The sequence below is a fragment of the Bacillus cereus genome (genome assembly GCF_015071065.1).
Taxonomy (GTDB): domain Bacteria; phylum Bacillota; class Bacilli; order Bacillales; family Bacillaceae_G; genus Bacillus_A; species Bacillus_A cereus_BA.
Map to the genome: position 1 here is coordinate 1 of NZ_VOVA01000028.1, position 19,039 is coordinate 19,039.

Here is a 19,039-nt window from a genome sequence, read left to right on the forward strand (position 1 = left end):
CCTGTAGGAATTGGAAAGAAGGTAATCCCTGCAACAGCAGCATTAGGAATTCTTTTTTCTATGGCACCGATTGCAGAAAATAAGGCTAGCGCAGGGATAGGTGCGGTAGTAGATATAGGTATTACTGTATTAGGTGCTGTAGCAAACACTTATGAAGCACTTGGAATAAGTCCAGGGGATCGAGACCCTGGCACTCACATTGATGTATATGCAGAAAACGAAACTTACCAGGCTCCTAGTTTTACATCTGGGGAATTTAATATTTCTATGTATCATACACGAGGTGATTTGAATTTTGTTAAACAAGTTAAAGTACGCTATCCAAATGGAAGAATTGAAACTCATCAACTAAAATCTGGGCAGCAGCTTAAAATTACTGATGCAGGTGCAATTATAGATTTAAACCCTAATGCAGCAAATATCTCAGAACACGATCTTCTTTACATTACACAAGCACAATTAAACGAAGGAAAGACCGGAGTTGTGATAAATCAAGGCCAACATGCATTTGTAGAAAAAGCATCTGGTAAAAACCCAAGATTTCTTGGGCCACTTTACAAAAAATATTCCGGCGACTCCTTTGGCGATTGGACGGTGATTGCTAGAAATTCAGATTATCTATTTGATCAGATAGCAAATAAATTATCAGATGAGCAAAAAAGATTGATAACGTTGACTTCAAAGCCAGTAGATAAAGAAGTCCTTGACAACTATGTTAATAATGATCCTAAAGCTCGTGCAGATTTTTATGATCGATTATCTGATGTATTGGCGGAGCGTACGAAAGTCATAGAGACAGGTCTGCTACTGCCATACATTAGACTAAATGATGGTAAACCTTATCAAATTATCCCTTATAAAAAAGGAACGAATAAAGTAATCGTAAAAACAGGTTCAAAATATCTTTCAGGAAAAGAAGGAAACGAACTTCAATATTCCGATTCGCTTGGCGATGATGAAGTGTTCGAACTTGTTCAGATAGAAAATTCTGAATCTGGTACATTTCAGTTCCGTTTGAATAACAAGAATGGAGTAAGTTTAGCTGGTGATAGGCATACTTCAAAGTTCGGTACTGGTGAGCGTTTCTACTCTGAAATTCGTTTCGATGATAAAAGCAACAATGAAATTAACAATTGGTTAATAGAGTGGTATCCGGGTAAAGAAAATGAGAAACAGAAGTATGACGAGGTACAGGTTGTAGCTGATGAAAAAGATTCTACTAAATGGATTGCAAAAGATTCTTCTGGAAATGTAATAAAGAACAGTTGGGTAAACCAAGGTTCTGCTTATTATTTTTCAGATGCTGAAGGAGCCCTTTTGACAGGCTGGCAAGACATTAAGGGGAAGACTTATTATTTTGATCCGTCTAATGGCGAATTAGCTACGGCGAGAAATAAAGCTGATGTACGGATTGAGGGTAAGTTTTATACTTTCGATGATTCTGGCGCTTTGCAACGATCAGTATGGAGTAAGAGTGGCTATGATGGTCGTTCCTATTCCGATGCTTCTGGAGCACTTATTGAAAAGGGTTTGCGGGAAATCGATGGTGAAATTTATTATTTCGAAGGTACTGTGGCCCTTAAAAATGAAATACTACGTCTAGAAGATCAAAAGGTCATCCTTCACTTTTCCGACAAAGGTGTGCTTGAGAGAGTTTCTAATCTAAATGGAAAAGTTATAGACAGCGCTATTAATGTTAAGTTTGACAATAAAATATTAGCATTTAATAAAGACGGTTCGATTTTGAAAACAGGGATCAACAAAAATGAGAAAACACTGGCATATTATAGTTTAGAAGATGGAATTTCCTATACTGGTTGGAAAGTGATAGACGGTAAGAACTACTATTTCACAAATGGTCTCAATGACACGTTCAATGATTATAGAGACATTGACGGAAAAAGATATTATATTCATGAAGACGGATCAGCTAAACGAGCAGGGTTTGAAAAAACAGATGGTAAGATATACCATTTTGACAATAACGGCGTAGCACAAACAGGCTGGCAAACTATCGATGGTAAGTATTATTACTTCGATGAGAAAGGGGCAGCTAAAACAGGATGGTTCCAAGTTGGTGGGGGATATAGACCTATTCCTCTTGCATACGGATACCTTTGGTATTGTGCTAGAGAAGATGGTTCCCTTTATGCAGACGGTTGGTTTAAAATCGACGGTAAAGATTATCACTTTGACCAATGGGGACATAAAATGTAATAACATAATGATAGTTTGAAAAGTTAGCCTATACGTATAAAAATGGGTTATGACATGGACTGAGTTTATTTTCCATGTTATGATCCGTTTTAGTTTTTTTAGGTATACTCCCTATTATTGCTTCCAATTCGATTCTTTGAGACTGAATAAAACATAGATATTTTTACCCAATTGAAATCATGCTATGAGGCCTTGAGAATTCTTTACTGTACAAAAATGACCACCATTAAAAAATAAGACATTATTAAATTTGTATGGTATCAGAGGTGTAACAAAATGAAACAACTACATATAAGATTATCTCTCGTACAATTATTTCTTTTAGTTTTGAATCTATTTATATTTTCTTCATCCCTGCCATTTTTACCTTGGTTTGTTGAAAATGCTTTTGGTTGGATAGGTATCTTAGCTACCACTCCTTTATTGTTAATTATCGGTTGAAATAGCTCTTACAGTTAATGGGATAATGGCGATCATAACAATTGTATATTTGCTGAAAGATTTCTTTAGATTGAATAAAAAATATAAGTTCATAAAGTTTATTAGCTAATATGCCTAAGTATCATATTGTTAAAATGTTTGTTCTACTTATCAGGGAAAATGACGCAACCGTAACGGAGGTTGTAAAGTATTTATATATATTTACAACAAGAAACAAAGGCTTTTGTAGATAGCTTGTTTGTTTTACTAACCTTACAGAACTGTCATCTTTATGTAAGGTTAGTAGATAGTTTGTTTAATGTTTAAATGTAATAATAAGATCATAAGAAATAATAATAAATTTTTAGATATGATAAGAAAGTGTTGTTCATAGTTGTAACAACAACTAAAAAATGATTGAGAAAAAATTCAATATATACATAATCAACGGAGGTAAATATAATGGCTTTAAAATTATTCGGTATCCTTTTTGGAATAGTATTAATCTTATGGGGCGTATATAGAATGAAAAAAGATGATGCATTCGTAGGAAAAACCCAAACAAGAAAAAATCTTTTCAATTTGTTAATTAATGGACAGAGTTCTGGAATAGGACAATTATTAAGCGGAATTCTGCTTGTTATTTTAGTAATCGTATCCTTTATAATTAAATAATTTACAAATAAGAGGAGCTAATATCTATAATTTAGCTCCTTTTGTTGTGATAAAGTCTTTAAGTAAGAACGCAAATTTTTTAGAAATGGATATATTCTACAGAAGCATAGATGGTACTTGTTATCAATAAATTGTCTAATAATCCTTTCGTTTTAATGTGCGATAAATAGTAGTTCTGTCAACATTTAAAAAATCAGCAATCTCCTGTTTCGTTTTTCCCTGTTCAAGTAACTCGAGTATCAAATCAGTTTTAGACTTATTAATTTTAGGCGTTCTCCCCAGTTTCCCGCCATTTTCCACATAGCAAAATGGTCATAACGTGAATTTTATGTCATTCTTTTGGTGGGACCCTCAAAGCTATTTTGTTAGTATTAAGTCTATCAAATGGATTGGTCTTTTTGAACTAACTACATTATCTTAATAAGAGATAAAGAGACGTTTACCCTTAGCGTAGGAAAAATCGTTTTTTTCATCCAGAAATTCTCTTAGGGTATGTTTTCCGCGTTTTGTTGGTAGTACCCCATCGCTATCAAGCTATCAAAACAAAATACCCCCTAAAACGAAAAAGAGATGGAGAAAACAATATGAAGTTACAATTAATTAGAAGTAGTGAATCCGCTACTTTTTTATTTTGCATAGAAAAAAGGGAACCGCAAAGAATCCCTTTTATATTACGCTGCCTTATAATTTTTATTTTTAACCCTATTTCTAGTATCCATAAATGCGGCGAATGTCGCTATAGCACCACCTAAATCATAAACTTGGAATTTGTGGGAAAAAGCAAGTCCTACAATGAAATTGTAGCTGTATATAAAGCATGTAATACCGAACAGCCATAACATGAACTTTAAATCTTTTAAGCTCAATCTATAATTCTTAATTTTTTTCCACATATGTATCAACTCCTATTGTTATGAGGTTCTATAGTTTTTCTTGTTGATCTCTCGCATGTTTACGATAAAGAATAGAAAGAAGATAACAGCTGCGATGCCATTAACCCAGTAATACGTATGTCCCATTGTGAATCCATCATAGAAGGAATAGGCATTCCAAATTATAAGGATTATTGAGCAGATAGTAGAGGTCATTAATGAGCCAAAACTTCTCATGCTTTTCACCTCGATTCAAAGTTTTAGAACTTTTTATACAATTATACATTCAAATAAAAAGATTTACAAAAGGAATTACCATAAGGAGGGATTATGACTATACGCTCTAACGGGAAAAACTGTTGGGAATGGTGAAGGAAACGGCGGTTCTAATGGTGGATATCAATACGTTAAGTCAGGTGGATTCGGTACTAACTCCTTAGATGAAGCTATTCAAGCTATGGCAGAACGAGGAATAAAAGGTAGCGTTAATGTTGATTCACTTTCTGGACTATGTTATATCCAAACCGATGTCCTACCTAATACAGAGTTAGATAAGATTACTTGGTGGATGGATACTTGATCAGGTGGTAAATGGTGGTATGAATATATCAAAGTGAGATAATAGTTGAAGCCGTCCTTAATCGGGCGTTTTCAACTATTATCTAAATGCTTCCTTAGCTTTCTCTATTGAATTCTGTTCCTCTTTTGTATTTGTAAATTCGATAACCATAACAGACAGTCCAAAACATAAACAAATGGCCTTTATCTTGCTAACTCTCACAAGAACTTACACTTTTGCTCTATCTGTATTTAACCTAGAATATAAGATTCTTTCATTTTTATTCCCAGCTATATTTGAAAAACTGTATGTTTTTTATCTCAAATCAATTATATCTATAAATTTAAGGAAAATTCTGCTATAAGATTCATCAGTGCAAGTTATTAAATTCTTTATCGGATTTATATCAGTTACAGTCACATATCTAGTAAGCAAATGACCATCTCTATAATAAGTAATCGATATCTTCTCTTCAGAAAGAAATGAACATAATAACTTGTTCTCAATAATTTCTTGTTCGTCTTGGGTTAATGTAGGGCGCTCCACTTTTGTTTGTTTTTTAACAATCTTACCAATACCGATGAACTTCTTCGGTATCGAAGCGAATGGAGTCCGCTTAACCATTCCTATTTCTTTTGGCATATGTGTATAGTTCATGCTGTATATCTCCCTGATTGCTATTAATAACTGCATCATTATATCAAATTTTGGAGGTGTTAGGATTATTTATGTAATTATAAAATAAACATTTAGAGGTTTTTAGCTCCTTATAAAATCAAACCAATTTAACTAAGCATGATTTATATATATAATAGGAGAAATTACTGTGGAGTCCCTTTGTAGGTAAGCGTGTTGTTGCTAAGGTTAATAATCTACGTTTCAATAATACCCTTCTTGGCAGGGGAAAGATGTCGCTGGTTCTGTAGATGTAGGGTTAGGATTTACAATTGATGCGAAAATAATTGTTAATGGATTATCACAATAGTAAGGGTAAAACATACTATATAACAGCAAATGAATCCTATGTATATATGGAGTAAGGATAAGAGCCGTTTCCTTTAGTGGAGACGGCTTTTTTTATGTTCGTTTAATTATGCTTCATATGCCATGCTATCTGGAAATTCTTCTTTCTTTTTAGCAGCTGAATCCGCTGCAACTAGCTCCAACTATGATTAATAAGATAAAGAGCACAACTAGTAAGGCGAATCCGCCACCAAAACCACAGCCTCCACCGCAACTACCACCATATCCCATAATACTTCCTCCTTTACGTAAGAGGGGAAAACATTGTGTCACTCTTTTGTTTTAACGGGTTTACGTTACTTTATGCTTTTAAATGATGAATGAGCAGGTCCTTTGAGAAATAATTAAAGAAAAACAACGTACAGGAATAAAGTTAGCGAAACAAATAGGAGTGTATAGAGGAGCGATAGTTAGGATTTTGTTGAATAAAAATGAATTAAAATAGTTTATTATTCAATAGAGTTTTTTGGAAAAAAACCTTTAAATTTCAATTATATTGAATTTATGTTGTTAGTTACTAATATAGTAACGGATTGTATTCGATTCACATATAACAATCTACCAGAAAAAGTAATTGTATTTTTCAGATAAATGAATTATTATAAAATAAGCAATTTTACAATTTTACAAAGGGAGGAAAATGAAGAGGCTTTTACAACTTAATAAGAAGTAAAGAACAATTTTTAAGTGCGCTAAAAATGATACTCGCTTCATCATTTTCAGACCAAAGAGAAATTAGGGTAAAGTATCTTGCTTTAAAATGCGGCTATGAAACATCTAAGAGGGGGAAGTGAAGTGGCAAACAAAGAATTGAAAAGAGGTTTAGAAGCACGTCATATTCAAATGATTGCTTTAGGCGGAACAATTGGTGTTGGTTTGTTTATGGGGTCAGCCAGCACGATTAAATGGACAGGTCCGTCAGTAATGCTTGCATATGCAATCGCAGGTATTTTTATCTTCTTCATTATGCGTGCCATGGGAGAAATGTTGTATATGGAGCCAAGCACAGGTTCATTTGCGACATTTGGCCACAAGTATATTCATCCGCTAGCTGGTTATATGACAGCGTGGAGTAACTGGTTCCAGTGGGTTATCGTTGGGATGTCAGAGATTATCGCAGTTGGGGCGTATATGAAGTATTGGTTCCCGGATTTACCAGCTTGGATACCAGGTGTTATCGCAATGGTTATTCTTGGTGCTGCTAACTTAATTTCGGTTAAGTCATTTGGTGAATTTGAATTTTGGTTTGCAATGATTAAAATTGTTACTATTTTATTAATGATTATTGCCGGATTCGGTCTCATTTTCTTCGGAATTGGGAACGGAGGAGAAGCAATTGGTATATCTAATCTATGGGCAAACGGCGGTTTCTTCACAGGTGGTTTTTCAGGATTCTTCTTTGCACTATCACTTGTAGTTGGGGCATATCAAGGTGTGGAATTAATCGGGATTACTGCTGGTGAAGCGAAAGATCCGAAGAAGACACTTACTAGAGCAATTCAAAGTACAATTTGGCGTATTCTAATTTTCTATATTGGTGCTATTTTCGTAATTGTAACTGTTTATCCTTGGGATCAATTAAGTTCAATTGGTAGTCCGTTCGTAGCAACTTTTGCAAAGGTTGGTATTACGGCAGCTGCGGGACTTATTAACTTCGTTGTTATTACAGCGGCAATGTCTGGTTGTAACAGTGGTATTTATAGTGCTGGACGTATGCTTTATACATTAGGGGTAAATGGACAAGCACCAAAATACTTTGCAAAAATATCTAAAAATGGTGTACCTTTATTCGGTACAGTTGGTGTAATTATCGGTTTAGCGGTTGGTGTTGTTTTAAGTTATATTGCACCAAAAAACTTATTCGTATATGTATATAGTGCAAGTGTACTTCCTGGTATGGTGCCATGGTTTGTCATTTTAATTAGTCAAATCCGTTTTAGAAAAGAAAAGGGAGCAGAGATGAAAGATCATCCATTCAAAATGCCATTTGCTCCTGTTACAAACTATTTAACAATTGCCTTTTTAATTATGGTATTAATCGGTATGTGGTTTAACGATGATACTCGTATTTCACTAATTGTAGGTATTGTTTTCTTAGCCATCGTAACAATTAGTTTCTATGCTTTTGGAATAGGGAAGAGAGCTCCGTTAGACGTTCAAAATGATCAAGAGATTTCAAGTAAATAAAGGTAATAAAAAAGTCCGATTTCTTATTTAGAAATCGGACTTTTGTTATTAAAACTTTTCTAATACAATCTTCCCAATTGTACGTCCACTTTCAAGTAATGCATGTGCTTTTTTAAGGTTTTCTGCATGAATTGGTGTTAACGTATCATTTAAAGTAGTCTTTAGAATACCTTCATCTAATAGCTCGCTTACTTTATTTAATAGTTCGTGCTGCGTAATCATATCACCAGTTTCATACATCGCTTTTGTAAACATAAACTCCCAAACGAATGTAGCACTTTTACTTTTTAAAATCCCCATCTCAAGAGGGTGTTCATTTTCTACGATAGAGCAAATTTTTCCTTGTGGTTTAATGATGTCACCCATCGCGTGCCAATGTTGATCAGTATTGTTTAAGCAGAAGATATAATCTACATCTTTTAGCCCAAATTCTAATATTTGATCTTTTAAAGGTTGGTGATGATTAACTATATAATCGGCACCGAATTTTTCAACCCAGTGTATGGTTTCGTTGCGGGATGCGGTTGCGATTACGTTTAGTCCAGCCCATTTAGCTAACTGAATAGCAATCGAGCCAACACCACCAGCTCCGCCGATAATTAAAATGTTTTTAAATGTGTTTTCACTTTTCTTAGAGTAATCAATCCCTAGACGTTCAAACAAACCTTCCCATGCGGTAATGGCTGTTAAAGGAATTGCTGCAGATTCGGCATCACTTAAAGCTTTTGGTTTTTTACCAACAATTCTTTCATCAACTAGATGGTATTCACTATATGTACCTTGTCTCGTAATACTTCCAGCGTAAAATACTTCATCGCCTTCTTTAAATAACGTACAACCTTCGCCAGTTTGTACGACAATACCACTAGCATCCCAGCCAAGTATTTTCGCTACATCTTCTTTTTTATCTTTCGGAGAGCGAACTTTTGTATCAACTGGATTAACGGAAATCGCATTAATTTTAACAAGTAGATCTCTTCCTGTCGCAACAGGTCTTTCAACTTCAATATCAATTAAACTGTTTTCTTCTTCAATAGGTAAGTATTCATGTAAACCAATTGCTTTCATTTTTATTCCCTCCATCAAAGTAAGAGTCTGTTCTTTTTTTATTATAGTGGATAAAGTGTCGTTATGTAAAAAAGTGGACTCCTTTCCGTTTTATAAAAGTTTTGAATAAACCGCATTTAGAATTCCTTAATTGAAAGAGAAAAGCCATCATTTTGATTTTATAAGCGTCGAATCATTATTTTTAAGTTATACTTATTTTTCCAGTGTACCTTGCAATGAATAATACTGAGTGTTATATTATATCTATTAGCTACTTATTATAAAATGGTACTGAACGATGAATAGTAGTAAACGTCAATTAGAATAGGGTGATTGAATATTGAATGTACAATTTAAAAAAGGAGTTTTAGAACTTTGTGTGCTTGTATTACTCGACAAGCAAGATCGTTATGGATATGAATTAGTTCGAAATATTTCCAATCAAATTGAAATATCAGAAGGGTCCGTTTATCCTCTCCTTCGTAGATTAACGAAGGAAGAATATTTTACAACGTATTTACAGGAGTCTTCAGAAGGACCTTCAAGGAAGTATTATAAACTGACAGATAAAGGTAGAACGTATTTGTACCAACTTTTGGATGAATGGAATGAGTTCTCACAGGGTGTCAATCAATTAATTAAAGAAGGTGTACGTAATGACGAAAGATAAATTTTTACAACAATTAAATGCATCTCTAAAAAGATTATCTGAAAAAGAGCGTGCAGATATTTTAAAAGATTATGAAGAGCATTTTACTTTCGGATTAGAGGAAGGGAAAAGCGAAGAAGAAATTACAGCTTCATTAGGTTCTCCAGCTCAAATCGCCAAAGAGTTATTAGCGGATTATCATCTTGAGAAAGTAACAGCAAGTGCAACAACAGGAAATGTTTTTCGGGCAATTTGGGCAGTAATTGGATTAGGTTTTTTCAATTTGGTAATAGTGCTTGGACCTGCAATTACATTAGCAGCACTGATTTTTTCGGGATGGGTTCTAGGAATCTCATTTTTAGGTTCACCACTGCTTGTTATTGTAGATACTATTTTGCATCCAAATACATTCTTGCTTTTTAACCTTTTCGTTTCTTTAGCACTTTGTGGACTTGGATATTTCATTGTAATTGCTATGTTATCTTTAACGAAGTTAGCAAAGAATGGATTTGTTCGTTATTTAAAGTTTAATATAGCACTAGTAAAAGGTGGTTTTAAGCATGATAAATAAAAAGAATCTTTCCATCATTGCAGGTATTATTTTCATTATCGGGATTATAGGAAGTCTACTCACTTTTCGTTCAATTGCTGCAGTACCAATTTCAGAAGAAAAGGTCATTAACAATAATAATGTGTCAAGCGTCATTATCGATACGAATAATGTTCGTGTTAACACCTATCCTACAACAGATAGTAACATTAAAATAACATTAGATGGGAAAGTTAATCCTAACATAAAACGAACGTTAGCTACGGATGATAAAAATTCAACGCTTCTCATTTCTTACAAAGAAAAACAACAGAGATGGTTCAATTTCGACATTTCTGAAGTATTGGCCCCATTAACATTAAATGTTTATCTGCCTGAAAAACAATATGATTCATTAAAAGTTTCTAATAGTAATGGTTACGTTTCTGCAAAAAAACTAAACACAGCCCATTTGAATATCAATACAAACAATGGGCGTGTTGAATTAAGAGAGATCAATTCGCAAAAAATTATTGCGGAAGCAAATAATGGAATTATGGAATTTAAAGATATAAAAGCACAAAATATTCATGTGAAATCGAATAATGGAAGAATTATGCTAGAGCATGTTGAAGGTGAAATAGAGGGGCAATCTAAGAATGGAAGTCTTACTCTTAAAACAAATGAACTTGATCGAAATCTCAATTTTACGACTCACAATGGAAAAATCAATATTGAAACCGAAAAAGAACCAACTAATGTTCAATTTAATGTTTCTGTCGACAATGGCAGAGCGAATATCTTGGATAAATATAATGGGAATGCGGTTATTGGAAAAGGAGAAAATCTAATTAAATTAAACACACATAACGGAAATATTACAGTGAAAAAGCATGGAATCTAAATTAGTATATTACCCTTGAGGATCCTCTTTGACCATATATAAAGAGCATGCAAATCAATAATAAATAAGCAGAATAGCCGACTCCTTGTTCTCAACATGTAGGTAGTCGGTTATTTTATGTCTAAAATTCGTTTAAGCGTGTACTCTTTTTCAATCTTAAACTATTGTTTGTATCTGTATTCCTTAAAGCACTTTCTTAGTTAACTACAAAATAAGAAAATCCTATAACTCATCGGATTTTTTTATAAATTATCGAACCTTATTTCAAAATACAAACAGATGTTTTATTATTCTCAATTGCTAGGAGAGTAAAGAATAATAATTGACAATGTAATGAAAAGTTGTGAACAACTCAAAAATAATAGCTGAAACGATGAAAAGTGAGAAGGAATTTATTTCTAACAAGAGGAATTCTTTACTGTATTGTTTTATTCAAAACTAAATGTAAAGGTGGATACATAATGACAGTAAAGAAGCTTTATTTCATTCCAGCAGGCCGTTGTATGTTAGATCATTCTTCTGTTAACAGTACGCTCACACCAGGAAATTTATTGAACTTACCTGTATGGTGCTATTTGTTGGAGACAGAAGAGGGGCCTATTTTAGTAGATACAGGTATGCCAGAAAGTGCAGTTAATAATGAAGGTCTTTTTAACGGTACATTTGTTGAAGGCCAGATTTTACCGAAAATGACGGAAGAAGATAGAATCGTGAATATTTTAAAACGCGTTGGATATGAGCCGGACGACCTTCTTTATATTATTAGCTCCCACTTGCATTTTGATCATGCGGGAGGAAATGGTGCTTTTCCAAATACACCGATCATTGTACAGCGTGCTGAATATGAGGCAGCGCAGCATAGCGAAGAATATTTGAAAGAATGTATACTGCCGAATTTAAACTACAAAATCATTGAAGGCGATTATGAAGTCGTACCAGGTGTTCAATTATTGCATACACCAGGCCATACTCCAGGGCATCAGTCGCTATTAATTGAGACAGAAAAATCCGGTCCTGTGTTATTAACGATTGATGCATCTTATACGAAAGAAAATTTTGAAGATGAAGTGCCGTTTGCGGGGTTTGATTCGGAATTAGCTTTATCTTCCATTAAACGTTTAAAAGAAATTGTGATGAAAGAGAACCCAATTGTTTTCTTTGGACATGATATGGAGCAGGAAAAGAGCTGTAAAGTGTTCCCTGAATATATATAAATAGAAAAAGTCATGGGCCTACTAGCTCATGACTTTTTTATTAAATAACCTTTTTAAATAAGTTATATACTTTTTTCGAATTGCCTTCATTTAATTGATAATAAGTAAGATCTACGTCATCAGTAGTGTTTTGATGGGCAATCATAACTTCACTACTATTGTTATCTACTATCCAAATTAAATATTGTTTGTAAGTCCCATCTTGGAAAGTAATCCACATGTTACAATCTACTAAATCTGCACCTTCTTCATCTAGCGTTAAATCGCCTTTTTTTGCTGTATCCATACTGTTAATGAATGTTTTTAATTCATCTGTTTTTGTAAGGAAGATAGATTTTTTTGTTTTAATTGACTCTACATGTATATCTTTTATTTCCTGTTTTCCTAAAAAGACAGGGGGTTCATTTGGGTCTCTTTGAGTTGAAATAATAGTAGCTTTTTTCTTCGGTTTATTTGTTGTATAGAGATCTTGAATAGATTTTCCAGAGTTTAAAAACCATACGATTCCAAAAATAATGAATGCGCTACCTAGCAGTAAAATGATTTTCTTAATAGGGTATTCTCCTCTCTATTACTTCATTTGAAGAGCTTTTCTATTAATATATGATAGGTAAGCGTAAAGTATTATAATTGGACGTGGTTATTCTTCACAGAAGTAATAGGGCGATCAGCGAGTAAATTGTAAGTAAGCCCAATCAATACGAAAATTCCGCCGACAATTTTGCCGATTGAGAGTTCGTTTGATAGGAAGAAATCAATGACAGTCCCCGTAAATAATTGTCCGATAAAGATGAGTAACGTTAAATAAAATGCTGATATTTTAGGAGTAATATAGTTTGATAATGAGATGACGATAACGCCAACTAATCCGCCTAAGTATACAGCGATAGGAATAGATTGTAACGTGTGAATAGGAATATACAATGAATCTGAACTGAAAATTAAAAATAACATAGAGAAAAATAATCCAGTAATATAATTGAAAAATGTACCTTCCCAATTCCCAATTTTCTTTGCTAAATTCGCGTTAATAATTCTAGAAACAACGATAGAAACACCAGCTAAAATAGCGATAGTAATATATAACATTTTCTTGCCTCCATTAATAAATTGTCATGATTATAATTCCAGAAGAGATGAATAATAATCCGACTAATTTTTTCTGTTCAAACTTTGCAACCTTCATTCCTAATAAACCGAAATGATCAATAACAATAGAAGCAATGGATTGACCGAGTAAGCTTAATGCGATGGTAATAGAGGCACCAAGAGCGGAGAAGCTTATATTGCTAAAAAGTACTGTGAAAACTCCAATGGCTCCGGCACTATATAAATAAAGTGGAATTCCGTTCTCAAAACGAATTTTATTTTTGTTAATAATTAAAACGATAACAACTGCTACCAAACCTACAAGGTGAATGGCAACGCTCGCTGTATAATTTCCAATTAACTCAGATAAAATCCCATTCAATGGGAGCATAATGGCAATGAGCACACCAATAAAGACAGAAAGAAAGTTATACAATATAATATCCCCTTTAAATTTCGTATTTGTAATGACTGTATCACGCTGAAATTGTGTATTACTATGACATATGTCATAGTGAAAGAAGAAAATTTTGATTACAATGGGGAGTAGTTGTAAAGGTGGGGGATTATGAAGAAAGTATGTAATTCTAATAAATTAGCAGAGTATATGAAACAAAATAATATTGATTCATTTTTTAGTAGTGATATGAAGTCGTATATGGAACTTATATTTTTTAAAAAGAATGAGTTCATTTGTAGGGAGAATGAAGAAATAGATTATTTATATTTCTTTGTTGAAGGAAAAGCGAAAGCGTTTAATACATTAAGTAATGGGAAATCTGTATTGCTATGTTTCTATGATAGTTTGCAGTTACTAGGAGATGTGGAGTTAATTCACTCTCAAAAGATTGCTTCAAACGTACAAGTCATGACAGATTCTTATTGTGTTGGCTTACCTTTAGGGAAAGTGAGAAACCAATTATTTCATGATGCGAAATTTTTAAGATGCATTTGCGGTTCTTTAGCCAATAAATTAAATCGACTGTCAAAAAACAGTACAATTAATTTACTATACCCGCTTGAAAATCGACTTGCGAGTTACATGTTAGCGGCAGGGGAACGAGCGGTTCAGCACGGAAATAGAATTGTATTTAGTGGAAATTTAACGGAAACAGCTGAATTGCTAGGAACGAGTTATCGGCATTTATTGCGCACATTGAATACGTTTTGTGATAAAGAGATTATAAAGAAAAATAATGGATGTTTTGAAGTGATGAATGTAGATGTTTTGCGGGAATTGGCGGCGGATGTATATAAATAGGAAGGAATTATAGATGATTACACCTATATTTAGAATTTTTGATGTTGAAAAGGCTCAGTTGTTTTACTTTAATTTTTTAGGATTTAAATTGGATTGGGAACATCGGTATGAGGACAATATGCCATTGTATATGCAAGTTTCGTTAAATGGTATTGTAATACATTTATCTGAGCATCATGGTGATGCTTCGCCAGGTGGTGCGATTCGGGTCAAAATAGATGATGTAAAGGGTTATCATTCTGTATTATTAAGTAAAGAGTATGCCTATTCAAAACCTAGTATAGAGAAAACACCATGGGATACAATCGAATTAACAGTAATAGATCCATTTTCAAATAGAATTACATTGTATGAGGAAAAAGCGTAGAAATTGAAGTGTTTAATATACAAGTTTTCATAGATTGAGTAGTGTAGTTAAGGATTAAATGAATGGAACGAAGAGTAGTTCGTAAAGTAGTGAACTGCTCTTTTTAATTCTGTTAAACAGATTGAATTATTGAGAAATAAATCATATGATTAAATATATGAACACATGAGCATACATTCATATGTTTAGGGAGGAGGACAAAAGATGCTAGATGCAATTATCGTTGGAGCTGGTCAAGCTGGATTAACAATGGGATACTACTTGAAGCAGGAAGGATATAGTTTCTTATTACTTGAGGCGGGAAACCGAATTGGCGACTCATGGAGAGAACGTTATGAATCACTACAACTTTTTACACCAAGGATATATAGTAGCTTGCCAGGTATGGCATTGTTAGGAGAGAAAAATGGGTTTCCATATAAAGATGAGGTTGCAAATTATTTAGAAGAATATGCAAGGTATTTTCAGTTATCAGTACAATTACAAACTGAAGTTTTAAAAATAAGAAAAGAGAAAGAAATATTTGAATTACACACTTCTACAGAAATTTTACAATCGAAAAAAGTTATTATTGCAACAGGTGGTTTTCAGCAACCATTCATCCCCTCATTTTCACAACATCTTTCATCACATATTTTTCAAATACATTCATCACAATATAAATCACCATCACAAGTTCCTAAGGGAAAAGTACTTGTAGTAGGTGGCGGGAATTCAGGAATGCAAATAGCAGTAGAACTTGCAAAAACTCATGAGGTTACAATGGCTATAAGTCATCCTGTAACGTTTTTACCGTTACATCTTTTTAGAAAAAGCATTTTTAATTGGTTAGAAAAATTTGGTTTATTGTATGCCGAAATACATACAAAGAGAGGAAGGTGGTTTCAGAAGAGAAAGGATCCCATTTTTGGTTTTGAAGGTAAGGAACTTATTCGTAGTGGAGTAATAAAACTACAGGGGAAAGTGATAAGTGCATCAGGAAATAATATTATGTTTCAGAAGGGTGGCACGTATAATGCACAAAGTATTATATGGTCAACTGGTTTTGTTCAAGATTATAAATGGATTGAAATAGAAAAGGCAGTGAATATGAATGGATTTCCTAATCATACAAAGGGAATGAGTCCAGTAAGAGGATTGTATTATATTGGATTGCCGTGGCAATCTCAAAGGGGTTCTGCACTTATTTGTGGTGTAGGAAAGGATGCAGCGTTTTTACTCTCTGAAATACAAAAAAATCACTAGAAAAAACAAAAAATAGATCAGTAGCAACTACTACTGATCATCCATATGTACATGAATTAGGAGAGGTCAAACATTTATTAGCTTTATTATAATAGATTTTCATGAAATAAAAAACTGAAAATTCTTTTTTCTGTGTTGAGAAAGTTTTTTGTATCGAAATATACAAAAAATAGGGATTTTTATCGAAAGAAAATATGATATTTATATTTTAGTAAAGTATGATATAGTCTATATAAGATTCATTTCCTTAAATTAGGTTTTTTGTATAGCAATTACATTCGTAGTTGGGAAGGGGAAAAGATTGTGAAGTTTGATGATCAACGTATACTAGGAATACGATTAGGTTCTGTACTCATAACAGAAGAAAATCAATATTTAGTAATTAAGAAGAAAGATCATTATGCACTATTAAACATACATAATTTAGAATGCACACATGTCGAAGTGCAGTTAGAACATATTGGAGAACTGTTGCATGAAGATTTCCAAGAAAGTATAACGGAAATTATCGCACCAGAACATATTAAAATTGTGGTGAAAAATGTGATATAAAGAAAGGGGCTGGGAGAATCAGCTTCTTTCTTTATATCTGTTTCGTTCATTATAAGGATAACATTTTTAGAATCTCACCAATAATCCCATCCTTTTGATGGACACCTAAATCGGAATTCGTCATAATAACAGCGCCATTACCGCGGTATGGATTACATACCATCATACATTGAAATCCAACGCCCCATCCGAGAGAATAAATTTGTAAGTCTTCATTAGAATCATCTAGAAAAATACCTAACCCAGTCCATTTTGAGCAGCCTTGAGGAGAAATCATATCTAGTACTGTTTTTTGAGAAAGTTCTAGTTTGCTATTTCCCTGTAAGGAATGAATGATTTCAATAATTAAAGTTGATAAGTCAGTTGGTGTTGTCCAAATGCCTGAAGTAGCTGCGAATGGATAAAATGGATACTTCTCATTTGTTACAGTTCCATCTTTATTATGCCCGCAAGCAAAAGCATCGGTTTTATCTATGCCTTCAGGAGAGAAGATTGTACTATTTTTCATTTGTAGTGGCTGAAAGATAAGCTCTTCTAGTAACTGACTGAATGATTTCCCCGTAATATCTTCTAGTAGTTGTTCGATTATACAAAAGTTTGCGTCTGAGTAATGAAATTCACTTTCTGGTTCATAATTCATTTCTATAGGTACTGGGCAATATAATGTTCTACCAGAAAGGAGTTCAGGAATTTTAGGTATTCCTTTCTCTAGCTTATAATGTTCAAAACTATTAGGCGGATCAATGATTCCAGATTGGTGACTTAATAAGTTTCGCAACGTGATTTTTTTCTGTGAAGTAAATATATTAGTAGGGATATTCCAAGATGTGAGTTTATCATTTACGTCTTCATCTAAATGTACTATGCCTTGATCACATAATTTTAGTGTGAGTATGGCGGTGATAAATTTGCTAATAGAACAAGAATTGAATATAGAATCCGTAGTGACAGTTCTAGTTGTTTTAGATTCAAGTGTTCCGAAAGCAGTCGCTTCATCAAGTCTACTATCACGTATAACAGCAAGGCTTAACCCGGCAACGGAATATTGGTTCATTTTCTCGTATATATGGTTACTTTTTAAGTTCATAGTTGCTCCTTTCTTCAAAAAACAGAATATTAATTTTATTATACAGTAAGTAAATAGAGAAGAGTGTTGTAAATGGAACAAAAGATGGATTGTAATAGAAAAAGAGAAAAAATAACACTTCATCTTTTATTGATAAAGTGTTGTTTTTTTATTTGAAATTAGTTGGAGGTAAAAATTGAAGGAATTTATCTCGATGCATGTACATAAGCCATGTGGCTGTTATAAAGGAAATAATGATTTTTTTGTTTTCAATTGGTGCATTGAAAACAAGCCAGCCAGCTATATCAAATAATAAATGTAGTGCGATTGAAAGAACTACAAATTGCAGTAACGTATTCAAAAATCTTTTCATAAAGTGTCCCCCTAAAATAAAAGGTTTTATCAACAATGTTGTATATTACTATTATACATTAAATGTGTTATGTGGTAAAATTTACATAAGTTACTTAAATAAAACATATGAAAGCTAGTGAGGAGGAGCAGTCATGGAATTTTGGATTGTCATACCAATTGTGGCTTTTGGATTTATGTATATCGTTGAAAAATTAAATAAAATCGAAAAGAAAAATGATGCGCGTTTAAAGAGGATGGAAGATAGATTACAATTAATTACGAAAGAAATGGGAATTGTAGAAAGAGAACCTGAGATTAATAAAGAATTGCGTCAGCTTGTGGAAGATGGAAAAACGATTACAGCAGTTAAGAGAGTAAGAGAAGCATTTGGTTTTTCAATACTAGAAGCAAAGCAATATGTCGATAAATTATGAAAAAGATCATCCATTTGGAGGATCTTTTTTTTACTGAACCATACGTGTATTTACATATACGGCTATTATAACGTGTCCAATTACAATGATAGGAATAATGATTTTGATATTAGGCGTAGTGAAGACACTACCGATAGTAGCGATAACACCAGCACTTACATTATAAAGACCAACTATTTTTGATAACTTCACTTTATCCGGCACGCGGCGTTCATTGAATCCTGATAAGAGCCAAGTGTATTGTTTTACTCCAATAAAATAAGCTAGTGCAAATGAAATGATTGCTAGTATGAATAATGATGGAGAAGCGAAGAGAGTCATTGTAAACACCTCCATTAATGGACTATAAATAAATTATAGTATGAATGTTATAAT

At 33.3% G+C, this 19,039-nt stretch carries 25 protein-coding genes and 2 pseudogenes; 15 read left to right on the forward strand and 12 right to left on the reverse strand.

The features are described from left to right. The 3 genes from FT637_RS27575 to FT637_RS27585 form a co-directional block, all read left to right on the forward strand. Nucleotides 1-2,217 (forward strand): N-acetylmuramoyl-L-alanine amidase family protein (locus FT637_RS27575; RefSeq protein WP_193648964.1); only part of this gene is annotated, 2,217 nt, incomplete at its 5' end. A 276-nt stretch (nt 2,218-2,493) separates the two neighbouring features. Continuing rightward, entirely contained in the window at nt 2,494-2,658 is a 165-nt protein-coding gene (locus FT637_RS27580) for a hypothetical protein (RefSeq protein ID WP_193648965.1), read from the forward strand. 441 nt (nt 2,659-3,099) lie between these two features. After that, the gene (locus FT637_RS27585; protein ID WP_001185471.1) at nt 3,100-3,312 is read left to right on the forward strand and encodes a hypothetical protein; all 213 of its coding nucleotides are present in this window, start codon (nt 3,100-3,102) and stop codon (nt 3,310-3,312) included. Between the two features lie 135 nt (nt 3,313-3,447). Here the strand turns inward: FT637_RS27585 and FT637_RS27590 are convergent, their stop codons facing one another. The 3 genes from FT637_RS27590 to FT637_RS30190 all read right to left on the reverse strand — a co-directional run bounded on the left by FT637_RS27590 (nt 3,448) and on the right by FT637_RS30190 (nt 4,421). Then, nucleotides 3,448-3,612, reverse strand: coding sequence for a helix-turn-helix domain-containing protein (locus FT637_RS27590; RefSeq protein WP_319805975.1), 165 nt, complete (start codon nt 3,610-3,612; stop codon nt 3,448-3,450). A 371-nt stretch (nt 3,613-3,983) separates the two neighbouring features. Next, entirely contained in the window at nt 3,984-4,205 is a 222-nt protein-coding gene (locus tag FT637_RS27595) for a hypothetical protein (RefSeq protein WP_193648966.1), read from the reverse strand. 18 nt (nt 4,206-4,223) lie between these two features. After that, nucleotides 4,224-4,421: a hypothetical protein gene (locus FT637_RS30190; RefSeq protein ID WP_227493991.1), complete on the reverse strand. Its 198-nt coding sequence runs from the start codon at nt 4,419-4,421 to the stop codon at nt 4,224-4,226. Nucleotides 4,422-4,518: 97 nt separating this feature from the next. On the opposite strand from FT637_RS30190, the pseudogene FT637_RS30195 reads away from it, so the two are divergent. Next, nucleotides 4,519-4,764, forward strand: a pseudogene (locus FT637_RS30195) (N-acetylmuramoyl-L-alanine amidase C-terminal domain-containing protein); the annotation flags it as partial. A 294-nt stretch (nt 4,765-5,058) separates the two neighbouring features. Here the strand turns inward: FT637_RS30195 and FT637_RS27605 are convergent. After that, entirely contained in the window at nt 5,059-5,400 is a 342-nt protein-coding gene (locus FT637_RS27605; RefSeq protein ID WP_193648967.1) for a YolD-like family protein, read from the reverse strand. 173 nt (nt 5,401-5,573) lie between these two features. Here FT637_RS27605 and FT637_RS30200 point away from each other — a divergent pair. Next, nucleotides 5,574-5,783, forward strand: a pseudogene (locus tag FT637_RS30200) (N-acetylmuramoyl-L-alanine amidase); the annotation flags it as partial. Nucleotides 5,784-5,877: 94 nt separating this feature from the next. On the opposite strand, the gene FT637_RS27610 reads toward FT637_RS30200, so the two are convergent. Next, nucleotides 5,878-5,997: a YjcZ family sporulation protein gene (locus tag FT637_RS27610; protein ID WP_044740489.1), complete on the reverse strand. Its 120-nt coding sequence runs from the start codon at nt 5,995-5,997 to the stop codon at nt 5,878-5,880. A 564-nt stretch (nt 5,998-6,561) separates the two neighbouring features. Between FT637_RS27610 and FT637_RS27615 the strand changes: the two genes are divergently transcribed. Then, a complete protein-coding gene (locus FT637_RS27615; RefSeq protein ID WP_193648968.1) occupies nt 6,562-7,953 on the forward strand; it encodes an amino acid permease in 1,392 nt (463 codons plus the stop codon). Between the two features lie 48 nt (nt 7,954-8,001). Here the strand turns inward: FT637_RS27615 and FT637_RS27620 are convergent, their stop codons facing one another. Continuing rightward, nucleotides 8,002-9,021 (reverse strand): zinc-binding alcohol dehydrogenase family protein, encoded by a 1,020-nt coding sequence (locus FT637_RS27620; protein WP_193648969.1) that lies wholly within the window; start codon nt 9,019-9,021, stop codon nt 8,002-8,004. Nucleotides 9,022-9,340: 319 nt separating this feature from the next. On the opposite strand from FT637_RS27620, the gene FT637_RS27625 reads away from it, so the two are divergent. The 4 genes from FT637_RS27625 (at nt 9,341) to aiiA (ending at nt 12,296) form a co-directional block, all read left to right on the forward strand. Beyond that, nucleotides 9,341-9,670: a PadR family transcriptional regulator gene (locus tag FT637_RS27625; protein ID WP_098543033.1), complete on the forward strand. Its 330-nt coding sequence runs from the start codon at nt 9,341-9,343 to the stop codon at nt 9,668-9,670. Beyond that, nucleotides 9,657-10,220, forward strand: a complete 564-nt coding sequence (locus tag FT637_RS27630) for an HAAS signaling domain-containing protein (protein ID WP_193648970.1) — start codon at nt 9,657-9,659, stop codon at nt 10,218-10,220. Before FT637_RS27625 ends, FT637_RS27630 begins: the two co-directional genes overlap by 14 nt. Next, entirely contained in the window at nt 10,210-11,082 is an 873-nt protein-coding gene (locus FT637_RS27635) for a DUF4097 family beta strand repeat-containing protein (protein ID WP_193648971.1), read from the forward strand. Before FT637_RS27630 ends, FT637_RS27635 begins: the two co-directional genes overlap by 11 nt. Nucleotides 11,083-11,543: 461 nt before the next feature. Further along, the gene (gene aiiA, locus FT637_RS27640; protein WP_193648972.1) at nt 11,544-12,296 is read left to right on the forward strand and encodes a quorum-quenching N-acyl homoserine lactonase AiiA; all 753 of its coding nucleotides are present in this window, start codon (nt 11,544-11,546) and stop codon (nt 12,294-12,296) included. A 40-nt stretch (nt 12,297-12,336) separates the two neighbouring features. On the opposite strand, the gene FT637_RS27645 is transcribed toward aiiA, so the two are convergent. The 3 genes from FT637_RS27645 to FT637_RS27655 form a co-directional block, all read right to left on the reverse strand. Then, nucleotides 12,337-12,831, reverse strand: coding sequence for a hypothetical protein (locus FT637_RS27645; protein WP_193648993.1), 495 nt, complete (start codon nt 12,829-12,831; stop codon nt 12,337-12,339). 89 nt (nt 12,832-12,920) lie between these two features. Continuing rightward, nucleotides 12,921-13,385 carry a DMT family transporter gene (locus tag FT637_RS27650; protein WP_193648973.1) on the reverse strand — a complete coding sequence of 155 codons (465 nt, stop codon included), beginning with the start codon at nt 13,383-13,385 and terminating at the stop codon, nt 12,921-12,923. A gap of 13 nt (nt 13,386-13,398) precedes the next feature. Then, nucleotides 13,399-13,821, reverse strand: a complete 423-nt coding sequence (locus tag FT637_RS27655; protein ID WP_193648974.1) for a DMT family transporter — start codon at nt 13,819-13,821, stop codon at nt 13,399-13,401. A gap of 132 nt (nt 13,822-13,953) precedes the next feature. Between FT637_RS27655 and yeiL the strand changes: the two genes are divergently transcribed. The 4 genes from yeiL to FT637_RS27675 all read left to right on the forward strand — a co-directional run bounded on the left by yeiL (nt 13,954) and on the right by FT637_RS27675 (nt 16,810). Further along, on the forward strand, nt 13,954-14,646 hold the full coding sequence (yeiL, locus tag FT637_RS27660) for a transcriptional regulator YeiL (RefSeq protein ID WP_193648975.1): 693 nt from the start codon (nt 13,954-13,956) through the stop codon (nt 14,644-14,646). Between the two features lie 13 nt (nt 14,647-14,659). Next, nucleotides 14,660-15,013 carry a glyoxalase superfamily protein gene (locus FT637_RS27665; protein WP_193648976.1) on the forward strand — a complete coding sequence of 118 codons (354 nt, stop codon included), beginning with the start codon at nt 14,660-14,662 and terminating at the stop codon, nt 15,011-15,013. Nucleotides 15,014-15,217: 204 nt separating this feature from the next. Next, nucleotides 15,218-16,258, forward strand: coding sequence for a flavin-containing monooxygenase (locus tag FT637_RS27670; protein ID WP_193648977.1), 1,041 nt, complete (start codon nt 15,218-15,220; stop codon nt 16,256-16,258). A gap of 303 nt (nt 16,259-16,561) precedes the next feature. Next, entirely contained in the window at nt 16,562-16,810 is a 249-nt protein-coding gene (locus tag FT637_RS27675) for a hypothetical protein (protein WP_193648978.1), read from the forward strand. Nucleotides 16,811-16,859: 49 nt separating this feature from the next. Here the strand turns inward: FT637_RS27675 and FT637_RS27680 are convergent, their stop codons facing one another. Then, complete coding sequence (locus FT637_RS27680) at nt 16,860-17,897, reverse strand: serine hydrolase domain-containing protein (RefSeq protein WP_193648979.1); 1,038 nt, start codon at nt 17,895-17,897, stop codon at nt 16,860-16,862. 148 nt (nt 17,898-18,045) lie between these two features. Beyond that, a complete protein-coding gene (locus FT637_RS27685) occupies nt 18,046-18,249 on the reverse strand; it encodes a hypothetical protein (protein ID WP_193648980.1) in 204 nt (67 codons plus the stop codon). A gap of 133 nt (nt 18,250-18,382) precedes the next feature. Here FT637_RS27685 and FT637_RS27690 point away from each other — a divergent pair, with 133 nt between their 5' ends. Further along, on the forward strand, nt 18,383-18,664 hold the full coding sequence (locus tag FT637_RS27690) for a hypothetical protein (protein WP_193648981.1): 282 nt from the start codon (nt 18,383-18,385) through the stop codon (nt 18,662-18,664). 30 nt (nt 18,665-18,694) lie between these two features. Here FT637_RS27690 and FT637_RS27695 read toward each other — a convergent pair whose 3' ends face one another. Continuing rightward, nucleotides 18,695-18,985 carry a DUF3784 domain-containing protein gene (locus tag FT637_RS27695; RefSeq protein WP_193648982.1) on the reverse strand — a complete coding sequence of 97 codons (291 nt, stop codon included), beginning with the start codon at nt 18,983-18,985 and terminating at the stop codon, nt 18,695-18,697. Nucleotides 18,986-19,039: the final 54 nt, after the last annotated feature.